Source organism: Nostoc sp. UHCC 0252 (assembly GCF_034931145.1).
Lineage (GTDB): Bacteria > Cyanobacteriota > Cyanobacteriia > Cyanobacteriales > Nostocaceae > Nostoc.
Genome location: NZ_JAYGHE010000013.1, coordinates 87793 through 106260, shown reverse-complemented (window position 1 = coordinate 106260; position 18468 = coordinate 87793). Strand labels below are relative to the sequence as shown.

Annotated in this window: 11 protein-coding genes and 2 pseudogenes; 8 read left to right on the top strand and 5 right to left on the bottom strand. The window is 41.0% G+C overall.

From position 1 onward, the window contains the following. Positions 1 to 167: 167 nt before the first annotated feature. The 6 genes and pseudogenes from VB732_RS11125 to VB732_RS11100 all read left to right on the top strand — a co-directional run. Positions 168 to 2717, top strand: coding sequence for a CHAT domain-containing protein (locus VB732_RS11125; RefSeq protein ID WP_323230895.1), 2550 nt, complete (start codon positions 168 to 170; stop codon positions 2715 to 2717). A 262-nt stretch (positions 2718 to 2979) separates the two neighbouring features. Then, on the top strand, positions 2980 to 3966 hold the full coding sequence (locus VB732_RS11120; RefSeq protein ID WP_323230894.1) for a DUF928 domain-containing protein: 987 nt from the start codon (positions 2980 to 2982) through the stop codon (positions 3964 to 3966). Between the two features lie 125 nt (positions 3967 to 4091). Beyond that, the gene (locus VB732_RS11115) at positions 4092 to 6929 is read left to right on the top strand and encodes a CHASE2 domain-containing protein (RefSeq protein WP_323230893.1); all 2838 of its coding nucleotides are present in this window, start codon (positions 4092 to 4094) and stop codon (positions 6927 to 6929) included. Next, positions 6926 to 8230: a response regulator gene (locus VB732_RS11110; RefSeq protein WP_323230892.1), complete on the top strand. Its 1305-nt coding sequence runs from the start codon at positions 6926 to 6928 to the stop codon at positions 8228 to 8230. The genes VB732_RS11115 and VB732_RS11110 overlap by 4 nt, the downstream gene beginning before the upstream one ends. A 163-nt stretch (positions 8231 to 8393) precedes the next feature. Continuing rightward, positions 8394 to 8594, top strand: a pseudogene (locus VB732_RS11105) (alcohol dehydrogenase); the annotation flags it as partial. 21 nt (positions 8595 to 8615) lie between these two features. Continuing rightward, positions 8616 to 8861, top strand: a pseudogene (locus VB732_RS11100) (nuclear transport factor 2 family protein); the annotation flags it as partial. A gap of 36 nt (positions 8862 to 8897) precedes the next feature. Here the strand turns inward: VB732_RS11100 and VB732_RS11095 are convergent. The 3 genes from VB732_RS11095 to psaK form a co-directional block, all read right to left on the bottom strand. Next, complete coding sequence (locus VB732_RS11095) at positions 8898 to 9374, bottom strand: hypothetical protein (RefSeq protein ID WP_323230891.1); 477 nt, start codon at positions 9372 to 9374, stop codon at positions 8898 to 8900. Positions 9375 to 9788: 414 nt separating this feature from the next. Then, positions 9789 to 12182, bottom strand: coding sequence for a response regulator (locus VB732_RS11090; RefSeq protein WP_323230890.1), 2394 nt, complete (start codon positions 12180 to 12182; stop codon positions 9789 to 9791). A gap of 527 nt (positions 12183 to 12709) precedes the next feature. After that, positions 12710 to 12970 (bottom strand): photosystem I reaction center subunit PsaK, encoded by a 261-nt coding sequence (gene psaK / locus VB732_RS11085; protein ID WP_323230889.1) that lies wholly within the window; start codon positions 12968 to 12970, stop codon positions 12710 to 12712. A gap of 723 nt (positions 12971 to 13693) precedes the next feature. On the opposite strand from psaK, the gene VB732_RS11080 reads away from it, so the two are divergent. Next, entirely contained in the window at positions 13694 to 14962 is a 1269-nt protein-coding gene (locus VB732_RS11080; protein ID WP_323230888.1) for a glycosyltransferase family 1 protein, read from the top strand. A gap of 263 nt (positions 14963 to 15225) precedes the next feature. Here the strand turns inward: VB732_RS11080 and VB732_RS11075 are convergent, their stop codons facing one another. Further along, entirely contained in the window at positions 15226 to 15681 is a 456-nt protein-coding gene (locus VB732_RS11075) for an EVE domain-containing protein (protein ID WP_323230887.1), read from the bottom strand. A 111-nt stretch (positions 15682 to 15792) separates the two neighbouring features. Beyond that, the gene (locus VB732_RS11070; protein WP_323230886.1) at positions 15793 to 16437 is read right to left on the bottom strand and encodes a class I SAM-dependent methyltransferase; all 645 of its coding nucleotides are present in this window, start codon (positions 16435 to 16437) and stop codon (positions 15793 to 15795) included. A gap of 275 nt (positions 16438 to 16712) precedes the next feature. Between VB732_RS11070 and VB732_RS11065 the strand changes: the two genes are divergently transcribed. Then, positions 16713 to 18380: a glycosyltransferase family 39 protein gene (locus VB732_RS11065; protein ID WP_323230885.1), complete on the top strand. Its 1668-nt coding sequence runs from the start codon at positions 16713 to 16715 to the stop codon at positions 18378 to 18380. Positions 18381 to 18468: the final 88 nt, after the last annotated feature.

The following is an 18468-nucleotide window of genomic DNA, read 5'->3' as shown; positions in this document are numbered from 1 at the left end:
CAATCTTGGTGAAGTACAGATGATCTCAAGGGCACGGTACTGCTGTGCCCCTACCTTCCCCAAAGCGATCGCTCAACAAATATTGAGCAGTAGAAGCTCAGACTGATAGATCACATGATTAGTTGGGCAATATTTAAGTGAGTGGTGTGACTCTCCTTAATTAATTTATGGCTTTCCTAATCAAACAACGTCGATGGCTATATATCAATCTGAGTATCTTGAGTTTATGTTTGGCAGTAACTATTACACCTGCTAGAGCATCTGTGCAAGTATCGGCATCTACCCTGAATGTGGGTGCTTCAGTATCCACTCAGATAGAACAGGGACGAAATCTATATCGTTCAGGACGCTTTGCAGAAGCCGTGATGGTTTGGCAAACAGCAGCACAACAGTACCATACTCAAGGCGATCGCCTGAACGAAGCCCTTAGCTTAAGTTACCTTTCACTGGCACAACAGGAACTTAACCAATGGAAAGCAGCCGAAGAGTCGATTGAGCAAAGCTTGAAGCTGTTGCAAACTATTCCCTCTGCTGATGCAATTCTCTGGGCGCAGGTACTTAATACCCAAGCAAATTTGCAATTGCACAATGGCAAAGCCGAAATTGCCCTCGAAAATTGGCAACAAGCTCAAAAATATTATGAGCAAGCAGGCGACAAAATGGGTAGCTTGGGTAGTCAAATTAACCAGGCACAAGCTTTACAAAGTTTGGGATTTTATCGTCGTTCTAAACAGCAGTTGGAGACGCTGACTCAAAATTTAGGAGCAATGCCAGATTCGGAAATCAAAGTTAGTGGGCTGCGATCGCTTGGTTTAGCCCTGCTGATGATTGGCGACTCTGGCAAGAGTCAACAGGTATTAGAGCAAAGTTTGGCGATCGCTCGCAAAATTGAAACTACACCTCAATTGAGTTCGATCCTACTAAGCTTGGGAAAAACTGCCGTAGACTTAAAAGATCCAGAGGCGGCATTAGATTACTTTGAAGAAGCAGAACAGTTAACTACAAATCCAAGCGATCGCTTACAGGCACGTTTAGCCAAATTTAAGCTTTTTATCGACTACGACAAGGCTGAGTTGGCTACCCCACTTGCACCTCAACTACTACAACAACTTAAAGAACTACCCCCAAGTCACACTTCTCTCTACGCAGCGATCAATTTTGTTGCCTCACTGAATCGGCAGTCAAATTCTAACCAAATCCTACCACTCAAAGACCTAGCGCAACTCATGGCAGTCACAGTCAAGTCTGCCCAACAAATCCAAGATGCTCAAGCAGAAGCTTACGCACTGCATCAGTGGGGAAAACTCTATCGTCAAACGCAGCAGTTATCACAAGCACAGGAGTTAACTCAGAAATCCCTTAAAATTGCGCGTCAACTCCAAGCTGAGGATATCATTGCTCAATCAGCTTGGCAGGTGGGACAGTTGTATAAAGAACAGGGCGATCGCTCAGAAGCGATCGCTGCTTATACTGAAGCAGTCAAATCTTTAAAGTCAATCAGGGGAGATTTAGTTTCCGTCAACCCCGATGTTCAGTTCTCCTTCCGTGAAAGTGTGGAGCCTGTCTACCGAGAACTTGTAGGTTTACTTCTAGATCAAGAACCTAGTCAAGCAGAACTAATGGAAGCTCGTGACTTGATTGAGGCACTGCAAGTTGCAGAACTCGATAACTTTTTTCGAGAAGCTTGTTTAGATACATCTCAGCAGATTGACCAAATTGACCCCAATGCAACCGTTGTTTATCCAATTATTTTGCCAGATCGCCTGGCAGTAATCCTTTCCAAAACCGGACAACCGTTGCGTTACTATGTGACAAAAAAATCTCAAGCCGACATCGAACAAACTCTAGAAAAATTATTAATTGGCTTCAATCCTGTCTCCGATTCTAAAGAGCGCGATCGCTTGTCTCAAGAAATTTATAATTGGTTAATTCGTCCTGCCGAAATAGATCAAGCTTTCAAAGATACCCAAACACTAGTATTTGTTTTAGATGGTCGATTACGTAATATTCCGATAGCAGCTTTGTATGACGGTAAGCAATATCTGATCGAGAAGTATGCTGTTGCGCTCTCACCGGGAATGCAATTGATGGCTGCGCGATCGCTAAAGCAAAACAAAATTAATGCGATCGTCGGCGGTATCAGCCAATCTCGTAATGGCTTCAGTGCTTTGCCTGCTGTAGAATTAGAAGTTAAGCAAATCTCGAAGGCAGTCCGATCTTCGATGTTGCTCAACCAGCAATTTACTAGTCAAGCCCTTGCCAATCGCGTCAAATCTAGTAACGCTGATGTTGTCCATCTGGCAACCCACGGACAATTTAGCTCCCGTCTTGAAGATACCTTCCTACTGACTTGGGATGGAAAAGTCAACGTTAAGGAATTGTCAGAACTCCTCAAAAATCGAGGTAGCGAGTCATCGAAAGCAATCGAGTTACTAGTACTGAGTGCCTGTGATACGGCAACAGGCGACGATCGCGCCGTTCTTGGACTAGCAGGCTTGGCTGTTAAATCTGGTGCCCGCTCCACCATTGCCACTCTCTGGCCTGTCAAAGATAAAGCAGCCGAGATGTTAATGACGCGCTTCTATGACCAACTGCGACAGCCCAAAATTACTAAAGCTGAGGCATTGCGGCAAGCCCAAATTAACCTAATTCGCCAAACTGATTTCCACGATCCTTTCTTTTGGTCTGCCTTCGTTTTAGTTGGTAACTGGCTGTGAAGAATGCAGGAGGAAGGAAATTTGCTGAGAGATTTAAACCGTAAGCTCTGCTCTATTTTCCCAGCCTCTTTCAGACTACGTAATTTCACTCGACAAAGCTTTTGTGATTTGCATAAATTTTACAGCATTAAAGTCAGCCTTCGTTTATATTTCTAGTATGTCTTGAAGCTTTTAACTCTTAGCTGAAAAGATTTATCCAGCTTTTTCCCACAATCAGAATCAATGTATTTAGTATTACTTTTCTCAAATGAGGTGCTACTTTATGAAACGTCGATATTTGGCTAGTGCATTGAGCGTTATCGCTCTGCTCACCAGTAATACATTGAACAGTGCCCATGCTGTTACATTTACCCCACCCATCAACAATGGCGCTCCCAGCCAAGCCACTGGGGGAGCTTCCCGTGGTAGCCTCTTTACACCTAGCGCAGCCAAAAGCGCTCCTAGACAAGCAACTGGAGGAGCTTCTAGAGGCAACCTGTTTACACCTAGCGCAGGTAAAAGCGCTCCCAGGCAAGCAACGGGAGGAGCTTCTAGAGGCAACCTGTTTACACCTAGTGCAGGTAAAAGCGCTCCCAGGCAAGCAACTGGAGGAGCTTCTAGAGGCGATCTCTTTACACCTAGCGCAGGCAAAAGCGCTCCTCAACAGGCAAGTGGGGGAGCTTCTCGGGTTGGTAGTTATGACTTAAATCCTTTAACTGTCGGTGCAACAGGCCCGGCAGCCATTATCGCACTCCTACCTCAAAACTTCTTTGGCACAACAGTGTCTGAACGTCCCACAATTCTGGTATATCTCCCGGCTTCTAATGCAGAAGAAGCTGTATTTAGCCTCAAGGATGAAGCTGGTAATACACAGTATCAAATGACCATTCCTGTTGCTCTTAAAGCTGGGGTAATGGCTGTAAAATTACCAGCTGATGCACCCGCTTTAGCAGTCGGGAAAAACTACCATTGGTTCTTAGCTCTCAAACTTGATGGCCAGCTAAGTCCAAATACACCTTATGTCGATGGTTGGGTTCAACGTATCCAACCTAATGCTGAACTTGCGACAGCAATGCAGCAAAAAGATGCTCTGAAGCTGGCGACGGCTTTTGGTAAACATGGCGTTTGGTATGACTGTGTGGAAACACTTGCAGCCCTACACAGCGCTCAACCTACCAATGTGACTCTTAGCAAACAATGGGAAGAACTCCTCTCTTCAGTTAGCTTAAAGGAAATTGTCACAGTTCCGTTATTAGTATCTGCAAACTAATTAATTTGGGAATTGGGAAGAGGACTTAGGGACAAGGGGAAAGACTTGTTTCAAGTTCTCACCTCTTGTCCCCTTGCTCCCTGCCCCCTGCCCCCTAATCTCCCAGTCCTTAATCCCCAGTCACCATGTGGCGAAGATTCCAGACTTTCATCCAACAAACTCGTAGCGTTTTGATTATTACTCCCACTGTTGCTTTGACTGTCATTGTCGGGCAATCGTTGGGATTTTTCAATTTACTTGAATGGAAAATTCGTGATGAATGGGTTCGTCAGCGATCGCATCCGACGATCGCTGATGAAATTGTGATTGTCACAATCGATGAGCGCGATATCCAATCGGTACGGAAATGGCCAATTCCAGATTGGGCATTAGCAAAATTACTAGAAAAGATTCGGGCGCAACAACCTAGAGCTATTGGCTTGGATCTCTATCGAGATTTACCGGAGGGAAGCGGACATGAAGAACTTGTAAAAATCTTCCGCAGCACTCCCAATTTGATCGGCGTTGAGAAAATCACCGGTGAGCGTGTCAATCCGCCACCAGAATTGAAGAAACTCGATCAAGTCGGATTAGCAGATTTGGTTTTGGATGGCGATCGCTTTGTCCGTCGTGCCCTCCTGACGGCAACTGATGCTAAAGAGCAAGACACGCTCAAAGCTGGGCTGGCAACTGTTGTAGCGCTCAAGTACTTAGAAGCCGACAAGATTAGTTTAGAAAGTATTGACCCCAAGCAGCAAAAGTTTAAGTTGGGTAAGGCAATTTACTTACCACTAAACAACCAAGAAGCAGGCTATTCTGATGCTGATTTAGGCGGCTATCAAATTTTGCTCAATTGGCATGGAACAGATACGGCATTTCGGACAGTTGCCATGCGCGATGTTTTAGCAGGGCGAATTCCAGCCAATCTAATGCGCGATCGCATGGTGTTTATCGGATCAACCGCCGCTAGTACCAATGACTTCTTCAACACACCCTTCAGTTCCTCTGGGATGTCAGCCCAAAAACCGATGCCTGGGGTTGTTGTCCATGCCAATATTGCCCTTCAACTGGTGCAAGGGGCAAAAACAGGGAAGACAAACCTGCAAGGCGTTTCTGGCATAGCTGCGTCACTCTGGATTATTTTATGGTCTGCGATCGGTTCTGGTGGTAGTTGGTTCTTATCCAGTCGCAAGTTGCGGATTCCTGGTGGCAAAATTCTCTGGGCAACCGTAGGCATTAGTGGCGTATTTGTGGGAGGTGGCTATGGGATGTTTTTATCTGGCATTCTGATTCCAGTCACACCCGCTTTAGGCGCATTCATCAGCAGTGTGATTGCAACAACAAATGCTTATAAACAAAGGCGGTTAGAAGAAGCAAATCAGCAACTAGCAATAGCCAACGCTCAACTATTGGATTATTCCAAAACTCTGGAGTTCAAAGTTGAAGAACGGACTCATGAACTGCTTGAGGCCAAGCAAGCTGCTGATGCTGCTAACGAAGCAAAGAGCGAGTTTTTGGCAAATATGAGCCACGAACTACGCACACCGCTTAATGGCATCCTTGGTTTTGCTCAGGTGCTAGAAGTATCGCCAAACATGACAGAGAAAAATCTCGAAGGTGTCAGCATTATTTACCAATGTGGAACACACCCCCTGATGCTAATCAATGACATTCTCGACCTTTCAAAAATTGAAGCTCGAAAATTAGAATTGGTTGCGACTAATGTACATCTGACCAGTTTTTTACATGGTGTAACCGAGATTTGCAGTATCCGAGCCAAACAAAAAGGGATTGCATTTAATATTTTAATCAGCGATCGCCTACCAGTTGCCATTGAAGTGGATGAAAAGCGACTAAGGCAAGTTTTGATCAACTTACTCGGTAATGCTATTAAATTCACAGACAACGGTAGCGTCACTCTCAAAGTCGAAGTCATTAGTCATTCGTCATTGGTTATTGGTCAAGAGTTAGAACAAATGACAAATAACAATGGACAAATGACCAATCAGAAGATTCGCTTCCAGATTGAAGATACAGGTATTGGGATGTCACCAGACCAACTAGAGAAAATCTTTTTGGCTTTTGAGCAGGTAGGTGAAGCAGGGCGAAAATCTGAAGGTACTGGTTTGGGATTAGCAATCAGTCAAAGAATTGCGGCATTGATGGGCAGCCAAATTCAAGTACAGAGTCATTTGGGTGAAGGTAGTGTCTTTTGGCTAGATTTGATCGTACCAGTACCAGTTTCCCATGATTGGCAGATAGAAACGATACCTACGATGCAGGTAGCAGCAGCCCCAACCCATCAGAAAATCACCGGGATTCAAGGTCAAGGTAGCGCACCTCAAATTCTCATTGTTGATGATGATGCTAACCACTGTTCTATGTTAAGCAGTTTGCTCCAAGAAATTGGCTGTGGAACCCTACAAGCAAGCGACGGCAAACATGCCCTCCAAATGGTAACTGAACATCACCCGGATGTGATTCTCCTTGATTTAGCTATGCCTAATATGGATGGCTTTGAGTTAATGTTTCACTTACAAGAAAATCCCCAAACTCGCTCTATTCCAGTTATTGTCTCTAGTGCCAGCGTCTTTGAGGAAAATCGGCAACGGAGTTTTCAAGCAGGGGCCACAGCATTCTTACCGAAACCTCTGCAAATCGATGAACTATTCAATGCACTGCGATCGCTGCTAAAAGTAGAGTGGATTTATACTCAATCCACATCTCAAAAATCATCTTACCAGCCTGACCAGAAAGCTGATACTGAATTGATTTTGCCATCACAAGATATTTTACAACAGCTTTATCATTTGGCAATGATGGGAGATATTCAGGCAATTGAGGGAATTATAAAAGAGTTAATCAAGCAAGACAGTCAGCTAACTCCTTTCGCAAATGAGTTGAGCCAATTTACTGCCAACTTTCAAACTGGAAAAATCCGTAAGTTCCTTAAATCTTTTGTAATAACTGAGTCACGTCAATGATGATCGAACCTCTCTTGAAGCCAATGCATATTCTTTTGGTAGATGACAATCCCAATAATCTGAAAGTGCTATCAGAAGCGATTCAGGGATGTGGCTGGAAAACGCTTATGGCAACCGATGGAGAATCCGCTATCGAACAAATAGAATACGCTCTTCCCGATCTTATTCTTCTGGATATCATGATGCCGGGTATTGATGGGTTTGAAACTTGCCGCAGGTTGAAAGCTAATTCCATCACTCAGAATATTCCAGTCATTTTTATGACTGCCTTGGCTGATGCTACAGATAAAGTGAAAGGATTAGAAATTGGTGCAGTCGACTATATTACCAAACCTTTCCAACAAGAAGAAGTCATTGCTCGATTAAAGTTACATCTGAAAATCTCTCATCTGACTCGTACCCTCGAACAAAGAGTCCAAGAACGCACTATAGAATTAACCAAATCTTTACAAGAGTTACAAAACACTCAACTACAACTAATCCAGAGTGAGAAAATGTCTACCCTTGGACAACTGATTGCAGGGATAGGTCATGAAATTAATAATCCAATTGGTTTTATGAGTGGAAATTGCTCTCATATTGAGGAATATGTCAATGATCTCCTGCGTTTGGTAAATCTCCAACAGCAAAAACTATCAGATTCAGACCCAGAAATTGCAGAACTTGTTGAAGATATTGATTTAGAGTATTTGGTTGAAGATTTACCAAAAATTTTGGGATCAATGCACCAGGGAATTAGCCGTCTTAAGGATATTAGCCTTTCTCTCAGAACCTTTGCTCGATCTGATATCTCATCTATGGTAGAGTTTCAGATTCACGAAGGAATTGATAGTACCTTAATGCTCTTAAAACACCGATTGCAAGACCAAGGAAGCCGCCCGAAAATCGAGGTGATCAAAGAATATGGTAATTTACCTCCAATCACTTGCTATCCCGGACAACTGAACCAGGTATTTATGAATATTATTGCTAATGCTATTGATGCATTTGATGACCTCTATCAAGACGGCTCAGATCAGAAGATTGCTGCTGCTACACCTCACACGATCGCGATCGCTACGTCAATCGATCATCAGCAAAAAACTGTTTCAATTTGCATCGAAGATAACGCTTTTGGTATGCCTCCTGAAGTGCAAGCTAAAATTTTTGAACCATCTTTTACAACTAAGGCTGTGGGTAAGGGAACTGGTTTAGGATTAGCTATCAGTTACCAAATTATTATCGATAAACACAATGGACAAATCCAATGTTCGTCAATTTCTGGACAGGGGACGAAGTTTATTATTACTTTGGCAATTTAAAAGAATAGAAACAGAAAACCCTGCTCCTTTTTCTAGTTCGGATATTACGCCATAGCCGGGAACATCAACTTGATTCTGTCCCATAAAACTTTTCTTATCAATCGTTCTATTTTTTTTCAACCAATCTCCAATACGATAAGGGTTTAATTATTCCTCTGGACAGAGTAATGTGAGAGGCTTTTTGATGCCTCATTATAAAGAATATATGGCAGAGGCACGCGATCGCCTTTTAAATCTGTTCTACACAGACAAACTTAAAGTTGCCGTTGACCCAACCCATTTTAACGGCATAGAATCAATACCCGAAGCTGTAAAATATCTCCTCAGTGGTCAAAATTGTGGCAAAGGAGTTGTGAGGTTTTAAGTAATATCAGGTTCGGTTAAACACGTTGGAAAAGAGCGAGCTAGAGAATTTTTTGAGTACGTTTTTGAATCTTTTAATCCTGGTTTAAACTTAAGTGCTTTAGACCGTGTTACAAGTAATGAAACAACGGCTGTCTTTGAGTTTCGAGAGTAGGGGCTTCTGTTCGGACAGCTTTACAAAAATCGGATAGCAGTTTCTTTTGATGTGCGTGGAGACAAAATTTGTAGCTATCGGGAATACTTTGGTAGTGATGGAAAATCGTATTAAATAATTCGTAACTCGTAATTACGAATTACGAATTATTTAGTTCCTTTCAGGGTTGAGTTGGTTGATTTCTTTGCATTTAGCTTCTGCGGCTTGATATGCTGCCAAATAGTCTTGACCACCCAGCATCACATCACCGTAATATTCATAAGGCGGATCGCCATAAATTGGCAATGGTTCATCTTCTGGATAATCTTCTTTTGATTCTTCAATGATGGCTTTCAGTTTTTTAACCGTCAGTTTTTGTGCCGCAAAATACCAAAGTTCTCGGGGATTTTTGTTCAGGTGCGGTAGTGTGGGATCGATAATGCGTACCTCAGAGGCATCGCCTAGCTCAATCCAACTATGTTCAATCGGTCTGTATGGCTTTCCCGCAAAAGTTAAAAATCCTTGAACATATTTTGCTCCTTCGGTAGACAATGCTGCTTTGTAGGCATTATCAAACGGAGTACTAGCTCTGCTGTTTATCCGTTCAGCAGTTGTGATTGACAGCGTTTCATCCAGTAGTTTGTTCATTAATAGCAAGGATTAGAGCAGCCATAAGAATATATTACCACTCATTGGGACTGAGAATTGGAGATTAGTGACTGGGCACTAGGTACTGGGTGCGGAATGAGGTAGAAATCCCGGATTTCTCACCACACCTCTTAAAGCCTGCGCTTGTGCAGGGGAGAGTAATAAGTAATGAGTAATAAGTAATGAGTAATAAGTAAGAAGTAGGACTTACGCAAAATACCTTCCAAACTCTCATTTCTCTGTGTCCTCTGCGCCTCTGCGGTTCCTTATTCCGTAGCTCGTGCGTAAGTCCTAAGAAGTAAGAAGTTTTTACTTATTACTCATTACTCGTTACTCATTACTTCTCCTCTGCTTCATCAAACGCCTTGAGAAGAGTGAGAAATGCGGGAAATAACCAATAACCAATGACAAACTCTACTTTGTATTAATCACCATGTGTAAATTTCTTAACAAGTCGCTTGGCGTGTAAGGTTTGGATAAAAGGATTTTGACACTATTGCCAAGGATTTTAATCATTTCGTGATTGCAGGCTAATCCACTAACCCCAATAATTTTGATATTTGGATTAATTTTTCTTAACACATTGATAGTTGTTGGCCCATCCATGCCTGGCATCATCATATCAACCAAAACTACACTAATTTCTTGTTGATATTTTGTATATAGTGCGATCGCATCAATCCCATCACTAGCTACAATCACTTTATAGGCATTTTTTTCTAACCAGGTTTGAGTAACCTCTAGAATTGAATCTTCATCATCCACAACAAGAATCAATTCTCCATGCCCTGCGGGTAATTCATGCTCTCCAGCTAATTTATTATCTATCTCCATTGTCTGGGTGACGGGTAAGCAAACTTGAAATTCTGAGCCTTTGCCAACTTCGGTAACTACATTCACAAAACCACAGTGACTTTTGATAATGCCAAGCACTGTTGAAAGACCAAGCCCTGTGCCTTGACCAACTTCTTTTGTTGTGAAAAATGGCTCAAAAATTCTATCTACAATTTCTTTCTTGATTCCTATGCCCGTGTCACAGACGCTAATCATCACGTAAGAACCCACTTTTGCATCAATATTCATCCGAGCATAGTTACTATCAACCCAGAAATTCTTCGCAGAAATTTTTAATATGCCGCCATGAGGCATGGCATCACTGGCATTAAGACAGAGGTTCATCAGCACTTGATGCAGCTGAGTAGCATCGCCAAATATATTCCACAGGTTGTGCCCAGGAACATCAATGCGGATTTCAATAGCTTTGGAAAATGTTTGCTTAACAATACTTTCAATTTCTGAAATTAAATGTTTCACCTGTAAGGTTTTAAAATTACCTACAGACCCGCGTGAAAACCACAGCACTTGTTTAACTAAATCTGCCGCACGGTTAACATTTTTTTCCATAATTGTTAGCCATTGCTGACTTTTTTGATCTGGAAGTTTTGCCTCTAAAAGTTGCACTGTCATCAACATGGGTGTGAGTGCATTGTTGAGGTCGTGGGCGATACCGCTTGCCAAAGTGCCAAGACTTTCCATTCGCTGGGCGCGGAGAAATTGAGCTTCGAGTTGTTTTTTTTCTGTAATATCGGAGTTAACAATTAGAATGGATTTAGCCTGTCCTTCATCATTTACCAATGTCCATCTGCTAGCAACGATAATTTCTTTGCCTTCTTTGGTAACTTGATGCAACTCACCTTGCCATGAACCATGTTCAACTAGAGTTTTCTGGATGTTGTTTAGTTGGTCAAATTTTCGGTTGCGATACAAAAGCTGATTGGCATTCTTGCCGAGTGCTTCTTCTGCTATCCAGCCGTAGAGATGTTCAGCCCCTTTGTTCCAAAATTGAATTTTGTTAACTAAATCTTGAACGAGAATTGCGTCTGTGGTGGTATCAAGCAAAGCGGCTTGCTCACGGATTTTCTGTTCCGCATTTTTGCTCCCGCGTAGCGCAGCTTGCTGTTCGGTAATATCAATTATAAAACCCGTCATTCGAGAGACTTTGCCTGTGGAGTCTAAAAAGATATATCCGTTATTCTCAACTGTGATGTAAGTGCCATCTTTGCAACATACGCGAAATTCAAGATGGAATCGATCTTTTGTAGATAAGACGCGCTTAATCTCTCCGTTCAAAAAGTTTCTATCATCAGGATGAACCAACTCTAGCCAACGGTTCAAACCTCCTAACATCTCAGGCATAGAGTAACCTAATATTTGCTCTACATTGCCTCCATATTTAATATCGTTGGTATGTAAATGCCAATCGTAGATAATCTGACCACTCGCTTGAATTATTGCTTCATAGCGATTGTTCCATTCATCTAATTCAGCTGAATGACATCGCAGTTTTTTTTCTACCTGCTGGCGCTCAAAGATTTCCATCTCTAAACGCTTATTTTGCTCGGTGAGTTTTTTAGTGAGGTTTCGTAAACGTAAGTGGATATTTATCCTAGCTAACACCTCTTTATACTCAAGAGGTTTGGTGATGTAATCTACTGCGCCAAGATTCAAGCCTTTGACTTGATGCATCTTATCAGTTATGGCAGTTATAAAGATTACGGGAATATCTTGAGTGGTTGAATTTAGTTTCAAAAGTCTGCAAGTTTCAAAACCGCCGACTTCTGGCATTAATACATCCAATAAAATCAGATCGGGTAAAGTAGTTTCTGCAATTTCGACGGCGTTCGTCCCATTTTCAGATACTAAAACTTTAAAGCCGTGATCCTCTAAAAAACTAAATAATATTTCTAAATTAATAGGAGTGTCATCAACTATTAAAATGACACCTTTTTCATTTTGAGATAAATTCATATTTGCTCCTGATTAAATTGGATTTAAAAAGTATTAATATTATTGAACTTTAGAGCTTTGTTATAAAAATAATTGCTCATTTTATTCTATCTCTTAGAGGATGCTTGAAAAGTTCTCTTGTCGGTATAAAAAGTTTTAGATCCTTCTAAATCTCCCTTAAAAAGGGAGACTTTTATCTGGGTTTCCCCTCCCTTTTTTAAGGTAGTAGGGCGGATCTAAAAGTGCCTAAAGTCACAGCAAAATACTTTTCAAACAACCTCTTAGCTAATCTGGCATATCACATCTTCTGCCAAATTTTTTAGACATGCACGATTTTAGGATTGAAAGTAAAAAGATTTTATTAAAAGTAAAGGTGCAATCTTATTTGCGTAACAACTTACGTAGCTTAATGCGTGAATACTGCATTTTGTACATTACTTAAAAAGCAAACTGCTGTATTTTCCCTAAAAAAGAGCCAGAGAGTTAGTTCTCTGACTCAAGGCTGGAGACAAAAGAATCATCAAATCAAAGTTAACTTGGGTAAGAACCTAAATTCTTCCCAGGTTATGCAGCCCTAAAACAATGCCCACTCCTAAGATGTGACCAAAGGCGGTGGTTGCTAAAAGGGCTGGTAAACCAAAACCGCCAAAGAGATTAGCTGAAGGTAGTCCTGGTTCTGCGTTAGGATACTTGATGGTAGATTTGCCAAAGGCAATGGCAGCGATATTAGCAATAATGATAATCACTGCAACTGTCGGACTCCATTGCAAGGGTGTAGTTGCAGCAGCGAGTAAGGTTGAAGTAAACACCTGATTTGCTCCTGAAATTTATTAATGATTGAAGATATAATCTGAAACTTTACGAAGCAAATTCAACAAATTACCCGATTTTGCATCAATATTTAACAGTTATTCTTACTACTTAATACAACTTGAGTTTAGCGGAGTGAACTCAAGGACTTCAGCTAAAAAAATATTTTATCGTAGGGTAGCAAATCTGTCACACGTGTCAACTTAAACTCAAACACTCAATTTACCGTAGTTTTAGATCCCCCAGCCCCTTGCCTTGTAAATTTTAATACTTTTATATTGGATAGTACTTAAACTTGGGGTCTATTTTTTAGTGAGCTGGTTCCTTACATTTGGCAGAAAATCAAAAATTTTATCCCCTTGTGGGTGGGATTTTTTGCATGGCCAATATAACTTCTGGCTCCTAATTTCTAGTGTTAATCTGCCCAACTCACGTTGATTTATCTATTTAATTAATTAGATATGCATAAAAAGGTGAAAAAGTATAACTTTTATCTATCAGAAGGATGAGATATAAGTTAAGTATAGATTTTCCTCTATCTAAAGAAATCTAAAGCTTAATGCTTAACGTAAAATTATACTTCTGGCAGAAGATGTAAAAAAATATTAGATATATTAAATTAAAATAAATATTAATCAAAGTTCCTAAACAATTTGGGTAAGTGTGTTACACACGAACTTGGAACGGCCTAAAGCTTTGTTAAAATCAGCAACACACAAACTATGAACTCTATCACCGAACAACGTATCGCCTTGATTTCCGTCCACGGAGACCCGGCGATTGAAATAGGGAAAGAAGAAGCTGGGGGACAGAATGTTTATGTGCGCCAGGTGGGTGAAGCACTAGCGCACCTGGGATGGCAAGTTGATATGTTTACGCGCAAAGCAAGTCTGGAACAAGACTTGATTGTTGAACATAGCGGTAATTGTCGAACTATTCGTTTAAAAGCTGGGCCCCTTGAGTTTGTGCCGCGAGATGAGATTTTTGAATATCTACCGGAATTTGTGGATAATTTCCTCAAATTTCAAGTAAAAAATGATATTGCATACCAGTTAGTTCACACTAACTACTGGCTCTCTAGTTGGGTGGGAATGGAGATAAAGAAAATCCAAGAGATTAAACAGGTTCACACTTACCACTCACTAGGAGCAGTCAAGTACAACACTATAGAAAATATTCCTCTGATTGCCAGTCAACGATTAGCTGTGGAAAAACAGGCGTTGGAAACAGCAGAGCGAATTGTGGCGACAAGTCCGCAAGAACAGCAACACATGCGATCGCTAGTTTCCACTGAAGGCAATATCGATATCATTCCCTGCGGTACAGATATTCAGCGCTTTGGTTCCGTTGGGCGAGAAGCAGCCAGGGCAGAACTGGGAATTGCCAAAGATACCCAAGTTGTATTGTATGTAGGGCGTTTTGACCAACGCAAAGGTATAGAAACCTTGGTGCGTGCGGTAAATGAGTCTGGGCTACGCGATTCTAATAAGCTCCAGCTAATTATTGGTGGTGGTAGTACTCCAGGTAATAGCGACGGCATTGAGCGCGATCGCATTGAGCAAATTGTCCACGACTTAGGAATGAGTGACTTAACCATCTTTCCAGGTCGTCTCAGTCAAGATATTTTACCAACTTATTATGCAGCTGCCGATGTCTGCGTTGTTCCTAGTCATTACGAACCCTTTGGGCTGGTGGCGATCGAAGCGATGGCAAGCGGTACACCAGTTGTAGCTAGCGATGTCGGCGGACTTCAATTTACTGTAGTCAATGAAGAAACTGGTTTATTAGCGCCACCACAAGATGTAGGTGCTTTTGCATCTGCCATTGACCGAATTCTCTTAGATCCAGAGTGGCGAGAACAATTGGGTAAAGCTGGCAGAAAGCGCGTTGAAAGCAAATTTAGCTGGCATGGTGTCGCAACTCAGTTGAGTGAACTTTACACCCAATTATTGGAGCCATCAGCAAAAGAACCTGCATTGCTTGTTAAATAAGGTTCAAGCAACTTAATACACCCGAATAAAATCATTTTACATAATCGATAAATTCTGTAGAGAGACGCAAAATTTTGCGTCTCTACATTTTTTGCAGGATTATATAGCAATCCTAAATTATTCGTGAACAACAAGATCCCCGACTTCTTTGAGGATGCTGCTGGCAAATTACCTGTGATATGTCATTGCGAGTGCAACGTTGGCGGTACGCAATGACAATTATTTGACCGGACGTAATATGAGAATGATTCACACCTGCTTAATTAGAAGGTTCTCATCTCTAGAATCTTCAAAGCCACTGCTTCAGAGACAGGCATTACTGATAACCGATTTCCTTGCCTTACTAACATTAACTCTTCAGCGCTAAACTTTTCCTTGAGTATTGATAGTAAGATTGGGTTAGAAAAAGTCTCAACAAATTCTACTACAACTGTTTGCCACCGAGGAGATTCAGAACTTGATTTTGGATCGTAGTATTTACTTTCTGGCTCAAACTGTGTTGGGTCAGCAATATCTTTTTTTACCACACGCATTAACCCAGCAATCCCAGGAATATTGGTGTTTGAATGATAGAAAAAGGCTAAATCTCCTTCATGCATTTGACGTAAAAAGTTGCGAGCTTGATAATTGCGAACACCGTCCCAGATAGTCTGATTTTGCTGTTGAAGGTCAGCAATACTATAGGCTTCTGGTTCTGATTTCATTAGCCAATAATTCATCTATACACGTTATGAATATACAAATAACAATGGTTTTCAAACAAGGGTATTAAACCCCTTGTCTGAAAGAATAGCTGGATTTGTGTCAAGTTGTAATAATGACTATTTGACTTAACTGCGGTAAGCTATAACGGCATAAAATGGATCTCCTCCAGTTGCTCCTAACCACTGTAATAAATTGGGTAATGTTGACTTATGAGCTATAACTTCTGGGGTTGTAAATCCTGGAACTGAGGCGAAATAGGCTTTGACTAATTCGACTCGCTGTGCTTCAGAAGCCTCCCGCCAAGCTTGAATTGCTTTTTCAAAAAACATCCGATTAGAAAAGCTGAAAATTGCAACACCACCAGGTTTCAATATGCGGTAAATTTCGGAAAATATTGCTTCTGGATATTGCATATACTGCACAGATACGCAATTGAGAACAGCATCGAAATCTTCATCTGGGAAAGGTAGCTGCGGATTTTCGTTAAGGTTTTGGACAAAGTAATGATTTAAGCGGGGATTTCGCGCCAATTCCTCAGCGTTAAGCCCGTGTCCTTCCACATGCTCAAACTGCATCTCTTGTGGCAGATGGGACACCCAACTGCTCATCATATCAAAAATGCGGGTGTTGGGTTTCAGGCGATCGCTATATAAATCTGTTAGCTGTTGAATAAATCCTTCATCGACATGGGTGACGAAGCGGGGATAGGCATAAAATAGCTTATCGTCTGTATCATCTAACTTCAGGCGTTGATTGGGTTTTAACTGCATAAATCTCTGTTTTGGAGAACTTCTTCGGAAAAATACGGCAATTGTAGGTACTTTTCAACAATCCCTATGTAAGATATTTTAATAACAACAGGACACATAACAATTTGTAATTCGTAATTACGTTATGCATCTGGGTCTAAATCACCATCCATAATGGAGCGAATTATAGAGAGAGGGCTTTTGTTTTTACTAATTTTTTCATCCCATTAGCGATTCCGTGTACTCGTGTAGATAAATAAGTCAACACCACGTCATTACGAATTACGAATTAGTAAATGTTTTATAAACTACACTTCTTTCAGCATATTTGGCGACAAATCCGCCTAGTGGGATCGTTACCCTATTTTAGTTTGTTAGTTTTAATACTGCCCTTATTATTATTTACTTCTGGGCACAATAGTCTGATAGCACATGATGAAGGACTTTACGCATCACGCGCACGGCTGATGTTTGATTCTGGCAATTGGATAGCTCCTTGGGATAAAGCACATCATAAAACTCCTGGCCCTTATTGGTTAATTGCCAGTTTCTACAAACTTTTTGGTATCAGTGATACTACTGCGCGTCTTCCTAGTATGATTGCTGGGATTTTTAGCTTATTGCTTGTGTATGAAATTGGCAAAATTATGCTAGGCAAAAAATTAGCTTGGCTAGCTACTGTAATTTTAAGCCTGGAATTTCTCTGGCTGCAATACTGCCGCCTAAGTACACCTGATATCCCAATGGTTTTTTTAGTTCTTTTAGCTATTTGGTCTTTAATAAAAACGGAACTACATCCTAGATATCAGTATTTTTGGAGTTTTATCGCTGGTTTAAGTTTAGGTTTAGGCTTTTTAATCAGAAGCTTTATGATTTTTTTGCCAATTATAGCTTTATTGCCTTATTTAATTTGGGAACATCGCCGTCATCGTCATCTTACTAACCCAATTTTGTATTTAGGTTTTTTTGTAGGTTTAATACCTACCTGTATTTGGCTGTGGTTAAGCTGGCTGCACTACGGAAATCAGAGTTTTGAGGAATTATTAAAGTTTGTTGTGCAGCAAGGTTCTAACGATCATTATGATAATGGGCCATTTTTCTATGTATGGAATATTCTTTTAAAAGCATTTCCTTGGGCTTTTTTCGGAATTTTAGGTTTCTTGTTAACTGTTCACCGTCCTATTCCTCGTTACCATTTGATATTAGTTGGCTTTCCACTTGTCTTATTTATAGAACTTAGTTTTTTTACTACTCGTTTATCTCACTATAGTCTTTGTCTTTACCCATTTATAGCTTTATTTGCATCTGTGGGTTTGAACTGGTTGGGCAATATTTACCAAACAGAAATGCACTCACAATTACCTCTTAAAAAGGATAGAATAAATCTATTAAATATTTTTGCAAAGAAGAATCTTCCCCGGAGTCTCAGCTATAGCTTTGGTGGATTAGGCGTTTTACTTATAATAGCTAGTATTGTGGTTTTGAGTTGGGATGGTTCAGACATCCGCAAGTATGCAACTATTGGCTTGGCTATGGGTTTGGGTTGGTTAATTTTGCCTGTGGTGTGGATTGGTCGTTACCACTTTGGCCAAAAGTTTCTCACAACTCGTTACTGGATTGCAGGTTGGTTAATTCCCTGTTGGCTAGCTTTGGCGGCGATAGGTAGTATCGGTCTGTTGAGTGATTATAATCCTGCTTTGAGAACTTTTTTACAACAACCTGCGATCGCTTCAATTATCCAAACTAATCCTGTTTACTTTGTAGAAATAGACGCTAAAACCAAGGTACTGCTTAATTTCTATCTTTCTAGTCGTCCCCAACAGGTAGCTTCTATCTCCCAATTACCAGCTTTGAGCTATGCTTTAATCTATGCTGGCCAGTCCTCTACATTATCTCGACCTTACCGCATTCTCGGTACAGGCGAAAAGTATTTGTTTATTCAAATCCTTTCCGAAGAGACATGAAAAGCCACTGTCGCTAAATATAAGACTAAAAAACTTGTAGAGACGGCGATTTATCGCATCTCCAAAACTCACGTTTTTGTACATTTAG

Bases quoted from the DNA above. Each gene is read 5' to 3' on its own strand.
- VB732_RS11110 (WP_323230892.1), top strand. From the start codon at position 6,926: ATGATGATCGAACCTCTCTTGAAGCCAATGCATATTCTTTTGGTAGAT.
- VB732_RS11095 (WP_323230891.1), bottom strand. From the start codon at position 9,374: ATGAACAAACTACTGGATGAAACGCTGTCAATCACAACTGCTGAACGG.
- VB732_RS11090 (WP_323230890.1), bottom strand. From the start codon at position 12,182: ATGAATTTATCTCAAAATGAAAAAGGTGTCATTTTAATAGTTGATGAC.
- VB732_RS11065 (WP_323230885.1), top strand. From the start codon at position 16,713: ATGTTTTATAAACTACACTTCTTTCAGCATATTTGGCGACAAATCCGC.
- VB732_RS11125 (WP_323230895.1), top strand. From the start codon at position 168: ATGGCTTTCCTAATCAAACAACGTCGATGGCTATATATCAATCTGAGT.
- VB732_RS11075 (WP_323230887.1), bottom strand. From the start codon at position 15,681: ATGAATTATTGGCTAATGAAATCAGAACCAGAAGCCTATAGTATTGCT.
- VB732_RS11070 (WP_323230886.1), bottom strand. From the start codon at position 16,437: ATGCAGTTAAAACCCAATCAACGCCTGAAGTTAGATGATACAGACGAT.
- VB732_RS11080 (WP_323230888.1), top strand. From the start codon at position 13,694: ATGAACTCTATCACCGAACAACGTATCGCCTTGATTTCCGTCCACGGA.
- VB732_RS11120 (WP_323230894.1), top strand. From the start codon at position 2,980: ATGAAACGTCGATATTTGGCTAGTGCATTGAGCGTTATCGCTCTGCTC.
- VB732_RS11115 (WP_323230893.1), top strand. From the start codon at position 4,092: ATGTGGCGAAGATTCCAGACTTTCATCCAACAAACTCGTAGCGTTTTG.